Source organism: Marinicauda algicola, assembly GCF_017161425.1.
Taxonomy (GTDB): Bacteria; Pseudomonadota; Alphaproteobacteria; order Caulobacterales; family Maricaulaceae; genus Marinicauda; species Marinicauda algicola.
Map to the genome: position 1 here is coordinate 3036335 of NZ_CP071057.1, position 15414 is coordinate 3051748.

General features: G+C 71.4%; 16 protein-coding genes. 7 read left to right on the plus strand and 9 right to left on the minus strand.

From position 1 onward, the window contains the following. A complete protein-coding gene (gloB, locus tag JW792_RS15045) occupies positions 1-768 on the minus strand; it encodes a hydroxyacylglutathione hydrolase (protein WP_135994985.1) in 768 nt (255 codons plus the stop codon). A gap of 113 nt (positions 769-881) precedes the next feature. Here gloB and JW792_RS15050 point away from each other — a divergent pair, with 113 nt between their 5' ends. Together JW792_RS15050 and hisC are read left to right on the plus strand one after the other, a co-directional pair. Beyond that, complete coding sequence (locus JW792_RS15050; protein ID WP_135994984.1) at positions 882-1679, plus strand: class I SAM-dependent methyltransferase; 798 nt, start codon at positions 882-884, stop codon at positions 1677-1679. After that, entirely contained in the window at positions 1676-2755 is a 1080-nt protein-coding gene (gene hisC, locus JW792_RS15055; RefSeq protein ID WP_135994983.1) for a histidinol-phosphate transaminase, read from the plus strand. Before JW792_RS15050 ends, hisC begins: the two co-directional genes overlap by 4 nt. 11 nt (positions 2756-2766) lie before the next feature. On the opposite strand, the gene JW792_RS15060 is transcribed toward hisC, so the two are convergent. The 5 genes from JW792_RS15060 to ftsE form a co-directional block, all read right to left on the minus strand. Beyond that, positions 2767-3819, minus strand: coding sequence for a DUF2125 domain-containing protein (locus JW792_RS15060; RefSeq protein ID WP_135994982.1), 1053 nt, complete (start codon positions 3817-3819; stop codon positions 2767-2769). Continuing rightward, the gene (locus tag JW792_RS15065) at positions 3816-4532 is read right to left on the minus strand and encodes a lysophospholipid acyltransferase family protein (RefSeq protein WP_135994981.1); all 717 of its coding nucleotides are present in this window, start codon (positions 4530-4532) and stop codon (positions 3816-3818) included. The genes JW792_RS15060 and JW792_RS15065 overlap by 4 nt, the downstream gene beginning before the upstream one ends. 9 nt (positions 4533-4541) lie before the next feature. Next, positions 4542-5120, minus strand: a complete 579-nt coding sequence (locus tag JW792_RS15070; protein WP_135994980.1) for a YdcF family protein — start codon at positions 5118-5120, stop codon at positions 4542-4544. An 84-nt stretch (positions 5121-5204) separates the two neighbouring features. Further along, positions 5205-6098 carry a cell division protein FtsX gene (locus JW792_RS15075; RefSeq protein WP_135994979.1) on the minus strand — a complete coding sequence of 298 codons (894 nt, stop codon included), beginning with the start codon at positions 6096-6098 and terminating at the stop codon, positions 5205-5207. Next, positions 6095-6820 (minus strand): cell division ATP-binding protein FtsE, encoded by a 726-nt coding sequence (ftsE, locus tag JW792_RS15080; protein WP_135994978.1) that lies wholly within the window; start codon positions 6818-6820, stop codon positions 6095-6097. Before ftsE ends, JW792_RS15075 begins: the two co-directional genes overlap by 4 nt. 81 nt (positions 6821-6901) lie before the next feature. On the opposite strand from ftsE, the gene JW792_RS15085 reads away from it, so the two are divergent. Further along, positions 6902-7594, plus strand: coding sequence for a zinc-ribbon domain-containing protein (locus JW792_RS15085; RefSeq protein WP_135994977.1), 693 nt, complete (start codon positions 6902-6904; stop codon positions 7592-7594). 112 nt (positions 7595-7706) lie between these two features. On the opposite strand, the gene JW792_RS15090 is transcribed toward JW792_RS15085, so the two are convergent. From JW792_RS15090 to argH, 3 genes are read right to left on the minus strand one after another with little or no spacing between them, the layout of a single operon-like run. After that, complete coding sequence (locus JW792_RS15090) at positions 7707-10268, minus strand: DUF4175 domain-containing protein (protein WP_135994976.1); 2562 nt, start codon at positions 10266-10268, stop codon at positions 7707-7709. 51 nt (positions 10269-10319) lie between these two features. Beyond that, a complete protein-coding gene (gene lptM, locus JW792_RS15095) occupies positions 10320-10496 on the minus strand; it encodes an LPS translocon maturation chaperone LptM (protein WP_135994975.1) in 177 nt (58 codons plus the stop codon). A gap of 5 nt (positions 10497-10501) precedes the next feature. Beyond that, positions 10502-11914 carry an argininosuccinate lyase gene (gene argH, locus JW792_RS15100; RefSeq protein WP_135994974.1) on the minus strand — a complete coding sequence of 471 codons (1413 nt, stop codon included), beginning with the start codon at positions 11912-11914 and terminating at the stop codon, positions 10502-10504. Between argH and JW792_RS15105 the strand changes: the two genes are divergently transcribed. The 4 genes from JW792_RS15105 (at position 11871) to JW792_RS15120 (ending at position 15405) form a co-directional block, all read left to right on the plus strand. After that, complete coding sequence (locus JW792_RS15105; RefSeq protein ID WP_241094989.1) at positions 11871-12539, plus strand: TlpA family protein disulfide reductase; 669 nt, start codon at positions 11871-11873, stop codon at positions 12537-12539. The two genes, argH and JW792_RS15105, sit on opposite strands and share 44 nt — an antisense overlap. Positions 12540-12635: 96 nt before the next feature. Continuing rightward, a complete protein-coding gene (locus JW792_RS15110) occupies positions 12636-13130 on the plus strand; it encodes a hypothetical protein (RefSeq protein ID WP_135994973.1) in 495 nt (164 codons plus the stop codon). Positions 13131-13139: 9 nt separating this feature from the next. Next, positions 13140-14153 carry a helix-turn-helix domain-containing protein gene (locus JW792_RS15115; RefSeq protein ID WP_135994972.1) on the plus strand — a complete coding sequence of 338 codons (1014 nt, stop codon included), beginning with the start codon at positions 13140-13142 and terminating at the stop codon, positions 14151-14153. 61 nt (positions 14154-14214) lie between these two features. After that, entirely contained in the window at positions 14215-15405 is a 1191-nt protein-coding gene (locus tag JW792_RS15120) for a serine hydrolase domain-containing protein (protein ID WP_158291549.1), read from the plus strand. Positions 15406-15414 lie beyond the last annotated feature (9 nt).

A 15414-nucleotide genomic window follows, 5' to 3' on the forward strand; every position in this document is an offset into this window, starting at 1 on the left:
TCAGAACGCGTCCTTGCGCTTGCGCAGCTCGGCGAAGACCTCCACGTCGGAGGCGTCCTCCATGCCCAGCTCGCGCCGGATGTGCTCGTCCTCGGGGCGCAGGAAGGGATTGGCGCCGCGCTCCGCGTTCACCGTGCTGGGCACGGTCGGCTTGTCCTGGGCGCGCTTTTCCCGCGCGTTCTCGACATAGGTGCGCAGCAGCGCGTTGTCCGGATCGACGGTGAGGGCGAACTCGCCGTTCTTCAGCGTGTATTCGTGGCCGCAATAGATCGAGGTGTCGCCGGGCAGGTGCTTGATGCGCTGCAGGCTCGCCAGGAACTGCCTGGCATCGCCCTCGAACATGCGCCCGCAGCCCAGGTTGAACAGCGCATCGCCGGTGAAGACGGTGTCAGCCTGCGGGAAGTAGAAGGCGATGTGGCCGCTGGTATGCCCGCCGACATCGAGCACCTCGGCCTCCATCTCGCCGAGCCTGACCCGGTCGCCGTGCCCGACCGGGGTGTCGACATGGCCGATCTTGTGCGTCTCGGCCCGGGCCGCGACGACCCTGGCTGCGGTCTTCGCGCGGATGGCGTCGTTGCCGCCGGCATGGTCCCAGTGATGGTGGGTGTTCCAGATCTCGTCGATCGGCCAGCCGATCTTTTCCGCCTCCTCGAGGATGGTCTGCGCGTCCGGCGTGTCGACGATCGCCGTGCGCCCGGTCTTCGAGCAGCGGATCAGATAGGCGTAATTGTCTTCCAGACACGGGATGACGTGGACGTCGAGCGGCATGGAAAATCCCTTTTCGAATCTGCGTGCCGGCGGTGTGGCGGCGCGAGGGTGCGCAGCCTATCATCGCCAACGTTCCGCTTTGAAGCCGCGTTCCGAAGGACGAGCCTGAGCCCATGCGCACCGATGCCCTGGAGATCGAGCGATTCTACCGCAGCGTCCGCGGCCGGGCCGCGCGCGACATGGCGCTGCGCCGGCTCGCCGCGCTGTGGCCGGACGCCGCCGGTCTCGACGTGCTCGGCTACGGCTATGCCGGGCCCTATCTGGAGAACTTCCGTGCGGGCGCGCGGCGCACGATCGCCTACATGCCGGCGAGCCAGGGCGCGGTCGTCTGGCCCGATGGCGGGCGCGAGGCGAGCCTGACCGCGCTCGGCGAGGAGACGCGCCTGCCCTTCGCCGAGGCGATGTTCGACCGCATCGTGCTCGTCCATGCGCTGGAGGAGGCGGGCGATCCGCACCGGCTGTTGCGCGAGCTGTGGCGGGTGATGGCCCCGGAGGGGCGCATGGTGATCGTCACCGCCCACCGCGCCGGGCTCTGGGCGCGCGCGGAATCCACCCCGTTCGGCCATGGCCGTCCCTGGTCGAAGCGCCAGCTCACCCGGCTTCTCACCGATGCGCTGTTCGAGCCGGTGGCCTGGGCGCACGCCCTCTACACCCCGCCCTGGAGCTGGACCTGCGGGCCGCGTGCGGCGGAGAGCTTCGAGGCGATGGGGGAGAAGATGTTCAACGCCTTCGGCGGACTGATCCTGGTGGAGGCCGTCAAGCATGTCGGCGCGGTGCGTCCGGGCGGCAGTCCGGTGCACGCGCGGGCCAAGCGGCTTGAAGGACGGGTGGGGGCCGGGCTATCTCCCGCCCCGCGGCGTCCATACGGGGGCGCGCGCAGCACACGCCAACAGGATTCGAGGACACGATGACGCTTTCCCCCCGCCCCGGCCTTCTCGACATCACGCCCTACAAGCCGGGCGCGAGCGCGCCGAAAGGGGCGATCAAGCTGTCCTCCAACGAGAACGCGCTCGGCGCGAGCGAGAAGGCGGCCGAGGCGTTCAGGAACGCCGGCGACAAGCTCCATCTCTATCCCGATGGCGGCGCGAGCAAGCTGCGCGAGGCGATCGGGCAGGAAGAGGGCATCGATCCGGCGCGCATCGTGTGCGGGGCGGGCAGCGACGAACTCCTGCAGCTCATCGGCCGGGCCTATCTCGAGCCCGGCGACAAGGTGGTGCAGAACGAGTACGGCTTCCTGGTCTACCGCCTCGTCGCGCTGCAGTGCGGGGCCGAGCTCGTCAGCGCGAAGGAGACCAACTACCGCGCCGACGTGGACACCCTGCTCGAGGCGGCCGGGACGGATGCGAAGATCGTCTTCCTGGCCAATCCGAACAATCCGACCGGGACCTACATCCCCGAGCGCGAGGTGAGGCGCCTGCGCGAGAACCTGCCCGAGGACACGCTCCTGGTGCTCGACAGCGCCTATACCGAGTTCGTCGACGAGCCCGACTACACCTCCGGAATGGCGCTGGTGGACGAGTACGCCAACACCGTCGTCACGCGCACCTTCTCCAAGATCCACGGGCTTGCCGGCGTGCGCCTGGGCTGGATGTACGGACCGGCCGAGATCGTCGACGTCATCCACCGCGTGCGCGGGCCGTTCAACGTGAACCTGCCGGCCATCGAGGCCGGGACCGCGGCGATCCGCGACCGCGCCTTCATGGCGAAGTCGAAGGCGCACAATGACCAGTGGCTCGCCTTCCTGCAGCAGCAGATCGGCGGGCTCGGCTACGAGGTCACGCCCTCGGTGTGCAATTTCGTGCTGGTCCACTTCCCCGACGAGCCGGGGCGGAGCGCGGCCGATGCCGACCGTTTCCTGCAGCAGCGCGGCCTCGTGGTGCGTCCCCTCCAGCCCTACGGCCTGCCGAACGCGCTGAGGATCACGGTGGGCGACGAGGACGCGAACCGCAGGGTGGTCGAGGCGCTGGCGGCGTTCGCGGGGACCTGACCGGGAACCGGTCAGCCCGCCACCGGCCCGACGCTCCCGATCCGGGCGGGGCCCAGGAATATCCCGCCGTCCTGGAAGCGCAGGGGCAGGGCGATGCCCGCATCGCGGCGCGGGGCCATCATGGCCGCCAGGCGCAGCGCGTCGCCCTGGCCGGGCTCGACGAGGCCGGCCTCGACCATGGCGTCGACGAGGCTGTCGGGGTCGGCGATCACCACCGAGAGCCGGCCAGCCGGGCGCAGGGCCGCGTCGAGGCCGAGCTCGCCCGTGCCGCCGAGATCGGCCGGCCCCCAGTCCAGCTCGGCCGCGCGGACCAGGAGCTCGCCCCGCGCCGCGGCCCAGTCGGCCGCATCGCCTTCGCGCGCGAGCGCGCTCCACTGCGTCACCGCGCCGTCGAAGCGCAGGGCCCCGGCCTCGGTGCCGAACACGGCGGCCAGGCGCGGCGGCAGGATCGCCGGGGCGAAGTCGACGCCGAGCGCCTCGAAGCGGGCGGTGAGCCGGTCCTCGCCGTTTATCTCGGCGGTGAGGGCGAGGCTGTCGAGGCGGCTGAGCGCGGGCTCCGGGCCTTCGATCGCGTCGAGCGCGGCCTGTTCCAGCTCGATGCCGATGCGCTGGGTGCCGGCGCGCGAGGAATTGATCGACAGCCGGGCGAGGGCGGCGCTCGCCTCGTAGAGGGCCGGGCGCCCGCCGGCCTCGGCCGCGAGCGTCATCGGTCCGCCGAGCGTGACGATCCAGTGGTTGAAGTTCCACGGCATGGCGCTCGCCGAGAGCCGGGAAAAGCGGGCCTGCCAGCCGCCGTCGGCAGGCGGCGCGGCGATGTCGGGATCGCGCACGTCCAGCGTGAAGCGCAGCGGGTAGCCGCCGACGCGCATCGGCCCGTGCCCGATCTCGTAGCCGGCCAGCTCCTGCTCGGCGATCCAGGCATCGGCCCATTTGCGGATCTCGCCGGCGGCGTAGATCCAGTAGGCGGTATAGGCCGCGATCGCGACGAGCAGCACCGCGAACGGAAGCAGCAGGACGATCCGGGACGACCGGCCGCCCTCGCGCGAGAGCAGGAAACCCATCATGCGCGGTCCTCCGCCATCAGCCGGTCGCTGGCGTCCTCGATGCGGGCCTGCAGGCTCGCCATGAACGCCTCCTTGGGAAGTCCGGGCGGGATGGCGGGCAGGAACTCGATGACGATGGTGCCGGGCCTGAACGCCAGGCCCGAGCGCGGCCAGTGCAGCCCGGAATTGAGCGCCACCGGGACGCAGGAAACCTTCATCGCCGCGTAGAGGCCGGCCACGCCCGGCTTGTAGCTCTCGCTCTCGCCGGGCTTCACCCGCGTGCCCTGCGGGAAGATGACGATCTGGCGGCCCTCGGCGGCGCGCTCGCGGGCCTGCTTGAGCATGTCGCGCAGGGCCTTGGAGCCCGCCGAGCGGTCGACGGCGATATTCCTCAGCTTCATCGCGTACCAGCCGAAGACCGGCAGGGCCTTGAGTTCCTTCTTCAGGATGATCGCGGGATCGTCGAGAATGGTCCACAAGGCCAGGGTCTCGAACATGGACTGGTGCTTCGAGGCGATCAGCGCGCCGCCCCCGGGCAGGTGCTCGCGCCCGCGCACCTCGTAGGTGACGCCGCAGAACAGCTTCAGTCCGAAGAAGACCAGCCCCAGCCAGGCGCGGAAGCAGGCGAGCGCCCAGGAGCGCGGCCCGACAAGGCTCGGCGCGCAGAGAAGGCCCATCACGACCATCAGCCCGTACATCCAGATCACGAAGACGGCCGAGCCGATCACCCGCATGCGATTCCCCTACTCGCGCCGCCTGGCGACGGCCTCGCGCGCATATACCGCGGCGTATTTGAAGAATTCCACCCCCCAGCGCCGCGCGGTGCGCAGATCGGCCCAGGGCGGCGGGCTCTCCACCGGGAAGGCGGCGAGACTGACGCCCGGCATCGCGGCCTGCAGCTCCAGCAGGGCCCGGGGCATGTGATAGTCGCTGGTCACCACGATCAGGCTGTCGAAGCCGTTGCGGCGCGCCCAGTCCGCGGCTTCTTCCGCGTTGCCGATCGTGTTGGCCGCTTCCTGGCCGACATCGATGCAGCACTCGAACAGGTCGCGCGTCGCGCCGGAGGCCGCGCGCACCGCATCGAGGCCGACATCGGGATTGGCCCCGGAGATCAGGAGGCGCTCGCCGCGGCCCCGGGAGAGCAGCTCGACCGCGGTCACGACGCGGCCCTCCCCCCCGGTCAGCGCGACGATGCCGTCCGCGCGGGCGGCCTCGCGCGCGTCCAGCGTCACCCCGGCGCGCACGAACAGGGCGAAGCCGACGAGCACGGCGACGACCACGACGAAGGCGATGAATCGCAGAAATGAAAGCAGGGCGGACATGGCGGTCGCGTCACACTCCGTCTCGGGCCATCCAGACCGGCAAGGCTCGCCCGGCCTCGTGGCAAGTGTGGGGCGAAACTGCGCTCATGACCAACGCGACCTGAGCGCGCTGTCCACGGCCGTGCGCGCGGCGAGCGCAGCGATCAGTCCCGAGGCGAGCGCGGCGAAGGGGGGAATGGCGATCGCGCCCCAGCCGAGCTCCAGGCTCGGCAGGAAGAACAGCGCCCCGGCCGTGCCCCCGGCATAGGCGAGCGCGAAGGCGGCGAGCGAGGCGCCGATCGCCCCGGCGAGCCCGGCCTTCAGCCCCAAGAAGAAGAAGCGGCGCTGGAACAGGCCGGCGATGAAGCGGTCGCGCGCCCCGACCAGGTGCAGCGCCTCGGCCACGTCCCAGCGTGCGGCCAGGGAGGCCCGCGCGGCGAAGGCCACCACCGCGGCCGCCGCGATGGTCAGCAGCACGACGAGCCCCAGGGCGAAATAGCGCACCGCCGCGGCCGCGCGCTCGACGGCGGCGGCCCAGTTGCCGTGGCGGTCGACGATGATCTCGTAGGGCGCGTCGGCCAGCAGCGCCTCGAAGGCGCCGGGCGCCGGCGGGTTCTCCGGATCTATGGTGATCGCGACGAGGCGCGGTACGGGCAGGTCCTCGGGCAGGCCGCCGGAGCCGAGCCAGGGCCGCAGCAGGGCCTCGGCTTCGGCCCGGCTCCTGACATCGACCTCGACCACGCCGGGCAGGGTGGCGATGCGCGCCCCGGCCTCGGCGGCGTCGGCATCGGCGTCGCGGCCCTCGCCGGGCAGCACCTGCAGCGTGATCTCGTCGGTCAGCTGCTGCGTCCAGCCCTCGCTCGCCCGCCAGGCCCCCGCCGCGCCGAGCGCGGCCAGGCAGGCGAGGAAGACCAGGATCGCCGCGACGGCGAAAAGCGGCCGGTCCCGGCCCGCATCGGGCGGCAGGAGCGGGGCGGATTTCACCTTCCCCTCGCTCATCGCGGGCCTCCCGTCGTCTCGACATGGCCGTCGACGATCTCCAGCACCGGCACGTCGAGCGAGCGCACGAGCGCGATGTCGTGGCTCGCGATCAGCACCGTGGTGCCGAGCTTGTTGAGTTCGACGAACAGGCGCAGCAGCCGGCGCGCCATTGCCGGATCGACATTGCCGGTCGGCTCGTCCGCGATCAGCAGGTCGGGCTTGGAGACCACCGCGCGCGCGATGGCGGCGCGCTGCTGCTCCCCGCCCGACAGGGTCGGGGGATAGGCCTCGATGCGGTCGCCGAGGCCGACCCAGTGCAGCAGCTCCTCCACGTCCTCGGCGTAGGAGCGGCGCGCCTGGCCGGCGACGCGCAGCGGCAGGGCGATGTTCTCGAACACGGTGAGATGGTCGAGCAGGCGGAAATCCTGGAACACCACGCCGATGCGCTTCCTGAGATCGGGCATCGCATCGCGGGGCATCAGCGCGGTGTCGCGCCCGAACAGGGAGATGAAGCCCGACGAGGGCCGCTCGGCGAGCTGGATGAGTCTGAGCAGCGATGTCTTGCCCGCGCCGGACGGTCCGGTCAGAAACTGGAAACTTCCACGCGGTAAATCGAAACTGACATCGCGCAGGACTTCCGGCCCGCGCCCGTAGCGCATGGAGACGCTCTCGAAGCGCACGGCGGGCGCCTCGGCGAGCGGGGTCTCCTCTTGGGGGGCGGGGCGCCCGTCTTCAGCCATGGGTGAGAGCCGGCCTCGTTCGCTCGGGACTGGAAGAAAAGGTGCGAAGCAGACTATGCAAGAGGACAAAGGCTGTCGTCCATGATCGTCACGTGCCCCAGCTGCGATGCGAAGTACCGGGCCGAGCCGGAAGCCCTGGCGCGCCGGCACGGGCGCGTGCGCTGCGCGGGCTGCGGTCATGTCTGGACGGTCGAGGACGAGGCGCTGGTGCTCGAACAGCCCGCCGAGGCGAAGCCGGCGTCCGAGCCCGAGGAACCGAAGAAGCCCCACGAGGTGATCCGCCAGCGCGCCGAGCAGCGCCGCAAGACCGCGCGCGTGGCGACCGAGGGCGCGGGCTGGGCCGGCGTCGCGGCGCTGTTCCTGGTGGTGCTCGCGGGCGCCTGGCTATTCCGCGTCGACGTGGTGCAGACCTTCCCGCGCGCCGCCAATGTCTATGCCAGTGTCGGCGTGCCGGTGAACCCGCACGGACTGGAGGTCGCCGATCTCGCGGTCGAACGCACCCAGGAGAATGGCGTGCCGGCGATCGCGATCGAGGGCGATGTCGTCAACATCACGGGCCGGGTGCGCGAGACCGTGCCGCTGCGCGCCGCCCTGCTCGACGCGGACGGGGCGATCCTGGTGGAGTGGACGGTGCTGCTGGAGAGCCCGGAACTCGCCGGCGGCGCGCTCGAGCGCTTCCGCACCGTCCTGCCCGATCCGCCCGAGGGCGGCGCCGAGGTTCTGGTCGAGCTGGCGCCGGGTGCCAGCGCGGAACCGATCGCCGGAGGCGAGTAGCGCGCGGGCGCGAAAGGGCGTTTCCCCCACACAAAGAGTCCTCCCGGCTCGGCGCGCGTCGCGCCTGGACGGAATGACGCTCTGAACGGGATCGTGGGGCGAGACGCGCCCCTCAGAACCGCTCCAGCAGGCGCTCGATATAGTCGAGTTCGTCCTGCGGGCGGCCCTGCTCGGCGGCGCGGCGGCGCAGTTCTTCCAGGATGTCGCGCGCGCGCTGGCGTTCGGCTTCGCTCGGCACGTCGACATCGCCGGGCCCGCGTCCGCCCTGGCCGCGCCCGAGCGGATCGGTTTCGCCCTGGCCCTGCTCGGCCATCAGCGCCTCGGCCAGCTCCCCGGCGGCTTCGCGGATCTGCTCGATCGCCTCGTCCTGTAGCGCGAGGGCGCCGCCGAGTTCGCCCTGCTCGAGCGCACGTTCGGCCTCCTCCATCGCCTCGCGGGCCCGATCGAGCGCCTCGCGCGCGTCCTCCTCGGTGATGCGGCCTTCCAGCTCCCCGAGCCGGTCGGCGAGCGCGCCCTGGCGCCGCGCGAGTTCGAGTTCGGTGAGTTCGCCGCCGCCTCCCGCACCGTCCCGGCGTTCGCGCTCGCCCTGGCCGAGCGGGCGCTCCTCGCCGTCGGGGCCGAGCGTGTAGGGTTCGCTGATGCCGGGCTCGCCGGCCGGCGGGCCGTTGCGCGGGCGACTGCCTTGCGTCCCTCCGCCCTGGGCCTGGTTCTCCTCGAAGGTGTCTTCCATCAGCTCGCGCTGCTCGCCGATCTGCTCGCCGAGTTCTTCCAGCGCCTCCTGCAAAGCGCGCGCGAGCGGGCTGTCGCCCTGGCCGCCGCCGCCCGAGCCGAGCTGCATCTGCAGGTTCCGCAGAAGCTCCATGAGCTGGGCGAGGGCCTGGCGCGCGCCCTCGGTGTCGCCGAGCTCGGCGGCCTCGCGCAGCGCGTCGAGCAGCTCCTGCAGCATGTCCGCGCTCATCGCGTTCATGCCCGAACCCCGGCCCTGGGCCTGCTGCTGCTCCTGCAGCGCCTCGCGCGCGAGGGCGGCGAGATAGTTCTCCATCGCCCGCTCGTAGGCGTCGAACAGGGCGGCAAGCTCGCTCGCATCGGCGCCGCGCGCCATGGCGTCGTTGAGCGCCCGCTCGGCGGCCTCCAGCGCCGCGCGCGCATCGGCAAGCGTGCCAAGCTCGGCCCTGAGTGCGATCTGCCAGAGATCGTCGTCGAGATGGGAGAGGCTCTCGCGCTCGCGCGCCCGGCGCACTTCGTGGACGGCCGTGCGAAGGCCCATATAGACGACCGGGTCGTCGAAATAGCGCGCCGGCGCATCGCTGATCGCGTCGAGCGCCAGAGCGAGGCGCTGCACGGTCTCGGGCGCGCGCTCGATCCTGAGTTCCGGCTGGTCGTCGAGGAAGATCGTCCCGCCGAGATCGCCCGGACCGGTCACCGGTTCGGGCGGCGGGGCGGTCACCGGCGCATACTCGGATGCGGTTGCCAGGAAGCCCTTGCGCTCGGCCGCGACGGCGCGCGCGAGCGGATCGAGGAAGATGCGCTCGGGCAGCGTCATCTCGTAGCGCGCACTGACCCCGGCCTGCCCGGCCCCGTCTGCGCCCGCGATGCGGATGGCGACGCGCTCCCCGGCAAGGCGGTGGCGGGCGACGTCGATGCCGGCGCGGTAGAGATCCCCGCCCTGTGCCGTCACGGCGCCGGGCGCGATCTCGATGCTTTCCCACTCGGCGATCTCGCCGCCGGCCGCCTCGGGCTCGGGCGCGAGGTGGAGGGCGAAGGTCTCGACGCCGTAATCGTCGCGCGCGACGAATTCGAGCTCGAGCCGGCCCTCCGCATCGCCTTCGGGCTCGGCGGCGAGGGCGAGGTGAGGCGGCAGGTCGGGCCGCGCGGTCAGGCGCACCCGCTCGGCGAGCGGGCCGGCGCGCACCACGATCTCGCCGCTTGCCGTGACGGGGGCGCGGATCTGCCAGACCGTCTCGTCGATGCGCTCGATGTCGGCCTGCGCGCCCGTGACGCGCGGCGGGCGGCTGGTGCCGGAAAGGCGCGCGGCGAGCACCGAGCCCTGCGGCACCTCGGCCTCGCGCCGGTTCCTGAGATAGAGGGTCGGTTCCCCGGTATAGGCGGGCGGCTCGATCCAGAGGTCGGCGACGGCCCGTCCCGTTCCACCCGACAGCGCGCGCGGCGCGAAGGCGTCCACGACCCGGAAGCGCGCGAGATCGCCCGCCAGGAACACGCCCGCGGCGATGACGAGCATGGCCGAGACGCGCAGCCCGTAGGGGTCGAGACGCGCCCAGGCCGCCCGCGGACGCCGGGCCCGCGCGCCCTTCAGGCGCTTTGCCATGCGGGCGCGGTGGGCCTGCCAGAGCGCCGCGTCCCCGGCGGAGGGGCGGTCACGCAGGGCTTCGAACTCGCGGTGCTCGAGCCCGCTATCGGCCTCCACCCTTCGCTCGGCCTCCGTGCGCGTGGGCCAGCGAAAGCCGCGGGCCGCGCGCCGGGCGAGAAAGCCCGCCCCGCCCGCGAGCGCGAGCAGCATCAGGGCGCGCAGCGGATCGCCGAAACGCTCGAACAGGCCGAACAGGGCGAGGATGAGGTACAGGGCGAGCGCGCCCAGCGGCGCGGCGAGCACCGGGGCGGCGCGCTCCCAGATCAGGGCGGCGCGGGCGATGAACAGTGAGCGTCGAGGCGCCATGGGGCGAAACCTAGCGCGTCCGCGCGCGCTTCGCACCGGGGGAGAACATCGCTAGCGGCGCTCGCCGCCGTCCTCGTTCCCGGTCTCCCCGCCTTCGTGTTCGCGCTCGGCCGGCGTGCGCTCGTCGGGGCCCCAGACCGGGGGCGGACGTTCGAGATCGCCGCGAATGCCGCAGCCGGCAAGCCCGATCGCGCAAAGCCCGAGCACGAGAATGGCGTAGCGTTTCATCTTCCTCACCCCTTCAGGCGGTCCTTCCAGACCGCGATCTGCTCCTTCACCCGCACCGGACTCGTCCCGCCCTGGCTCGTCCGGCTCTCCATCGAGGCGCGGGCGGACAGGACCTCGAACACGTCCTTCGTGATGCGCGGCTCGACGGCCTGCATCTCGTCCAGCGGCAGCTTCGAGAGCGGCAGGCCCTTCTTCTCCGCCGCCTTCACGATAGATCCCGAGACGTGGTGCGCCTCGCGGAAGGGCAGGCCGAGCTCGCGCACCAGCCAGTCGGCGAGATCGGTGGCGTCCGAATAGGCTTCCCCGGCAGCGGCTTCGAGCACGTCGCGGTCGAAGCTGATATCGGCGGCCATGCCGGCCATGGCGGCGAGGGCGAGCTCGAGATCGTCGAAGGCGGTGAAGACCAGCGCCTTGTCTTCCTGCAGGTCCTTGGAATAGGCGAGCGGCAGGCCCTTGCAGACCAGGATCAGCCCCTGCAGCGCCCCGGCGATGCGCCCCGGCTTGGCGCGCACCAGCTCGGCGGCGTCCGGATTGCGCTTCTGCGGCATGATGGACGAGCCGGTCGAGAAGGCGTCGGTCAGCCGCGCGAAACCGAATCGGCGCGAGGTCCACAGCACGATCTCCTCGGCGAAGCGGGAGAGATTGACCGAAGCGATCGTGGCCGCCGACAGCGCCTCCAGCGCGAAATCGCGCGCGGACACAGCGTCGAGCGAATTGGCCATGGGCCGGTCGAAGCCGAGCCGGCGCGCCGTCATCTCGCGGTCGATCGCGAAGGCGGTGCCGGCGAGCGCCGCGGCGCCGAGCGGGCTCTCGTTGAGGCGGCGACTGGCGTCCTCGAACCGCCCGATATCGCGCTCGGCAGCCTCCACCCAGCACAGGAGGTGATGGCCGAGGCTGACCGGCTGGGCGGTCTGCAGATGGGTGAAGCCGGGCATGACCCAGTCGAAATGGGCCTCGGCCTTCTCCACGAGGGCGCGCTGATAGGCGCGCAGGCCCTCTATCGCCCGCTCGCAGGCGGCGCGCAGCCAGAGGCGGAAATCGGTCGCGACCTGGTCGTTCCTCGAGCGCGCGGTGTGCAGCCGGCCGGCCGGCGCGCCGATCCGCTCCTTCAGGGCGGCCTCGATATTCATGTGCACGTCTTCCAGCGACGGCTTCCAGTCGAAGCAGCCTGCGCGTATGTCCTGGCGGATCGCTTCGAGGCCTGCGGCAATCTGCTCGGCATCCTCGCTTGAAATGATCCCGCACGCGGCCAACATCGCGGCGTGGGCGAGCGAGCCGTCGATGTCCTGCTCGGCGAGGCGCTTGTCGATGTGGACGGAGGTGTTGATCGCCTCCATGACGGAGGACGGGCCGGACGCGAAGCGCCCGCCCCACATGTCGTGGCCGGAGGCCGGTTTTTCCGGGTTCGACGAGGTCATGGGCGCGATCCTCAAGGGTGAAGGTGTGAAAGTCCAGATGCCGAATTGGTCGCCGCTGAAATGGGCGCTGACGATCCTGCCGCTGATCGGGATCGCGGCCGTCATCTACATGCTGTTTTCCGCCGCCGGAAGCCGTCCCGCCGGTGCGCTCGACAGCTACGCGACCGGGACGATGGCCGATTTCGTCACGATCGAGGACGCGCCGAGCCAGTCGCTGAACACGCTGACGCGGCTCGACGGGCAGACGCTCACCCTCGCCGACAAGCGCGGCAAGGTGCTGCTGGTCAATTACTGGGCGACCTGGTGCGCGCCCTGCGTGGTGGAGATGCCGCAGCTGAACGCGCTGCAGGCGCGCTACGGCTCGGACGATTTCGAGGTCGTCACCATCTCGATGGACCGGCGCATGGACGAGGCGGCGGAGTTCTTCGAGGCGAACGGTCTCGACGCGCTTACCCTCTATCACGGCCTCGATCTCGGCGCGGTGCAGCGCCTGGGCGCACGGGGCCTGCCGATCACGATCCTGTACGACCGCCGCGGGGTGGAGATCGGCCGCATGCCGGGCGAAGCCGACTGGGCGAGCGAGGAGGCCTTCGCGCTGATCGAGGCCGCGATCGAGCGGTATTGAGGGGCGCCGCGTCCGGGATTACCTCGATTTCATTTCCCGCGCGCCTCGAGGGGGCCTAGGCTCGGGCAATCCGTCCGGTCCAGAGGAGAACCCGCGATGCTGCGTTCCGCTGTTTTCGCCGCCTGCCTGGCGGCCTTGCCCGTCTCGGCGGTGCATGCCCAGGAGACGATCGACGAGACGATGGAGGCGCTTTACGCCTCGATTTCCGGCCCCGTCGGCGCGCCGCGCGATTTCGACATGCTGCGCAGCCTGTTCCTGGAGGGCGCGGTGATGGGCTTCGTGGCGCCGGGCGAGGAGGGCGAGGTACGCGCCCGCACCTTCACCGTGGAAGGCTATATCGAGAACAACGCCGACAGGCTGGTAGAGGTCGGTTTCGTCGAGACCGAGACGCGCCGGCAGACCTGGGTCTATGGCGAGCTGGCCACCGTGTACAGCGCCTATGAGGGCCTGCGCAGCGATACCGGCGAGACGATCGTGAGCGGCATCAACGTGCTGACCCTGCTGGAGACCGATGAAGGCTGGAAGATCGCCTCGATCCTGTGGCGCCCGGCCGATGCCGAGTGGCCGGTCGAGCGCGGGTTCGGGGAGTAGGGTCCGGCCATGCCGGCCGGCGATGCGGTCCTGCTCGGATTCGCCCTGATCGGGGTGTTCAATGCGGCGCTGCTGACCCTGGCCTACACCGCCGCGGTGCTGCGCCGGCGCGAGCTGCTCTTCTTCTGGCCGCTGGCCGTGCTCGCGGCGACCGCCAGCATCATCATCGGGCTGATCGCCGGCGAGCATGCCGGAATGTTCGACGGCCTGCGCAATCTCGAACTCGCCCTGACCGCGCTCAGCGGCGCGCTCCTGATCGACGGCGTGAGCCGTGCGGTCGGGCGGGGCCCGTTGCGCGCCGGCTATCCCGTGACCCTGCTGGCGCTCGCGCTCGCCCTGTTCGCGATCGAGCCGGCGGGAGGGTCCCCGCTCTCCCTCGTGCTCGGACTGCAGTGGGGGTTCACCGCGCTGGGCCTGCTGATCTACTGGCGCGCGCCGGGCGCGCCTCCGACCCGGCCCGTCGCCCGCCTCGTGCTCGCCTTCTTCGTCTTCGTGCATGGCGCGCAGATCGCGCGGATCGCGCTGCCCGTCCTGATGCGCGACGCCGTGCCGCTCGCCCTGTCGATCGGATTTGCGGCGCTCACCACGATCCTCCTGGTCAGCTCGGCCGGGCTGGAGCGGCGCCTGCGCCGGCTGGCCTCGCCGGAGGGCGGGCGCGATGTCCGCGCGGAGCTTCGCGCCTTCCTGGCGAAGGGCGGCTTCGCCGATCCCGATCTGAAGCTGGCCGATGCCGCTGCCGGCCTCGCGACGACACCGGACGCGCTGTCGGCGGCGCTGGCCTGGCACGGCACGAGCTTCCAGGCCGAACTCACCGAGTTCCGCCTCGAGCACGCGGCGGGACTGCTGGGCGACCCGGCGGAGGCGCGCACCTCGGTCGAGGCGATCGGGCTGCTGAGCGGTTTCGCCTCGCGGTCGGGCTTCTACGACGCCTTCGGCCGCCGCTTCGGCGAGAGCCCTGCCGCCTGGCGCAGGGCCCGCATGTCCGGTCGCGCCGAACGGACAAGCAATCCTTTGAATTCCTGACCCGTCCGGGCGTCCTCTGAGCCATGGGCGCGCTTTCGCACGCCCGGATTCGGAGGACATGATGATCCGCACACTCTTCGGCAGCCTCGCAATTCTCGCCGCGTCCGGAGCAGCCTGGCCGCAGCAACCGCCGGCACCGGAGTGGCCGGCCTGCGGAACGGTGGAGACGCTGCCCCGCGAACACTGGCCGGCGCCCGACCCGCGCGGCTGGGACACCGGCCGGCTGGAGCGCGCCCGGGGCTATTTCGAGACGCTGGACAGTGCCGCCTTCATGGTCGTCCACCGCGGCGAGCCGGTGATCGCCTGGGGCGATATCGACGTGCGCTACACCGTGCAGTCGATGCGCAAGCCGCTGGTCGGCGCGATCATCGGCCAGCTCGTCGCCGAAGGGGCCCTCGATCTCGACGCGACGCTCGCCGGGATGGGCATCGACGACAGCGATCCCGCCCTGACCGAAGAGGAGCGCCAGGCCACGCTGCGCGACCTGCTGCTCAGCCGCTCGGGGATCATGCACGACGCCAATTACGAGGTCGGCGGATGGCGCGACCTGCGCATCGGCGTGCGCGAGCGCCAGCCGGCTGGGTCGTTCCGCGGCAACTGGGTGTACAACAACTGGGACTTCAACGCGCTGGGGACCATCGCGGAGCAGGGCGGGCGCGACACGCTCGGCGCGCTGTTCCGCGACCGGGTGGCCGGGCCGCTCGGCATGGAGGATTTCCGCGTCTTCGACGTGACCTATTCGGAGCGCGGCAGCCGCGCGCAGCAGTTCTTCGGCTACGGTTCGGACCATCCCGCCTACATGTTCGAGATGAGCACGCGCGATCTCGCCCGCTTCGCGACGCTCTATCTCAATTGCGGGCGCTGGGACGGGCGAGAGGTCGTGCCGGAAGCCTGGGTGCGCGAGAGCATCGCGGGCGTGGACACCTATATCGGCCTGTCGCAGAACGCCTATACCGGGTTCGACCGCTACGGCTATCTGTGGTGGGTCGAGGATGGCGGCGAGCGGCCGCGCTTCCCCCAGCTCGAAGCGGCGCAGCCCTTCTACGGGGCGAGCGGCAACCGGGGCCATTTCATGCTGGTCTTCCCGCACCTGGATCTCGTCATCGTCCACCAGCCGCCCACGCTGGGCGGGATCGGCTTCGAGGCCCAGGCCGACCGCTTCCGCAACGGCACCCCCGGTGTGGAGGATGAGGATTTCGAGCGCCTCGTGGGCATGGTGCTGATGGCCCATCCCGAGGCGGGCGGAAGGTAGCCGGCAATG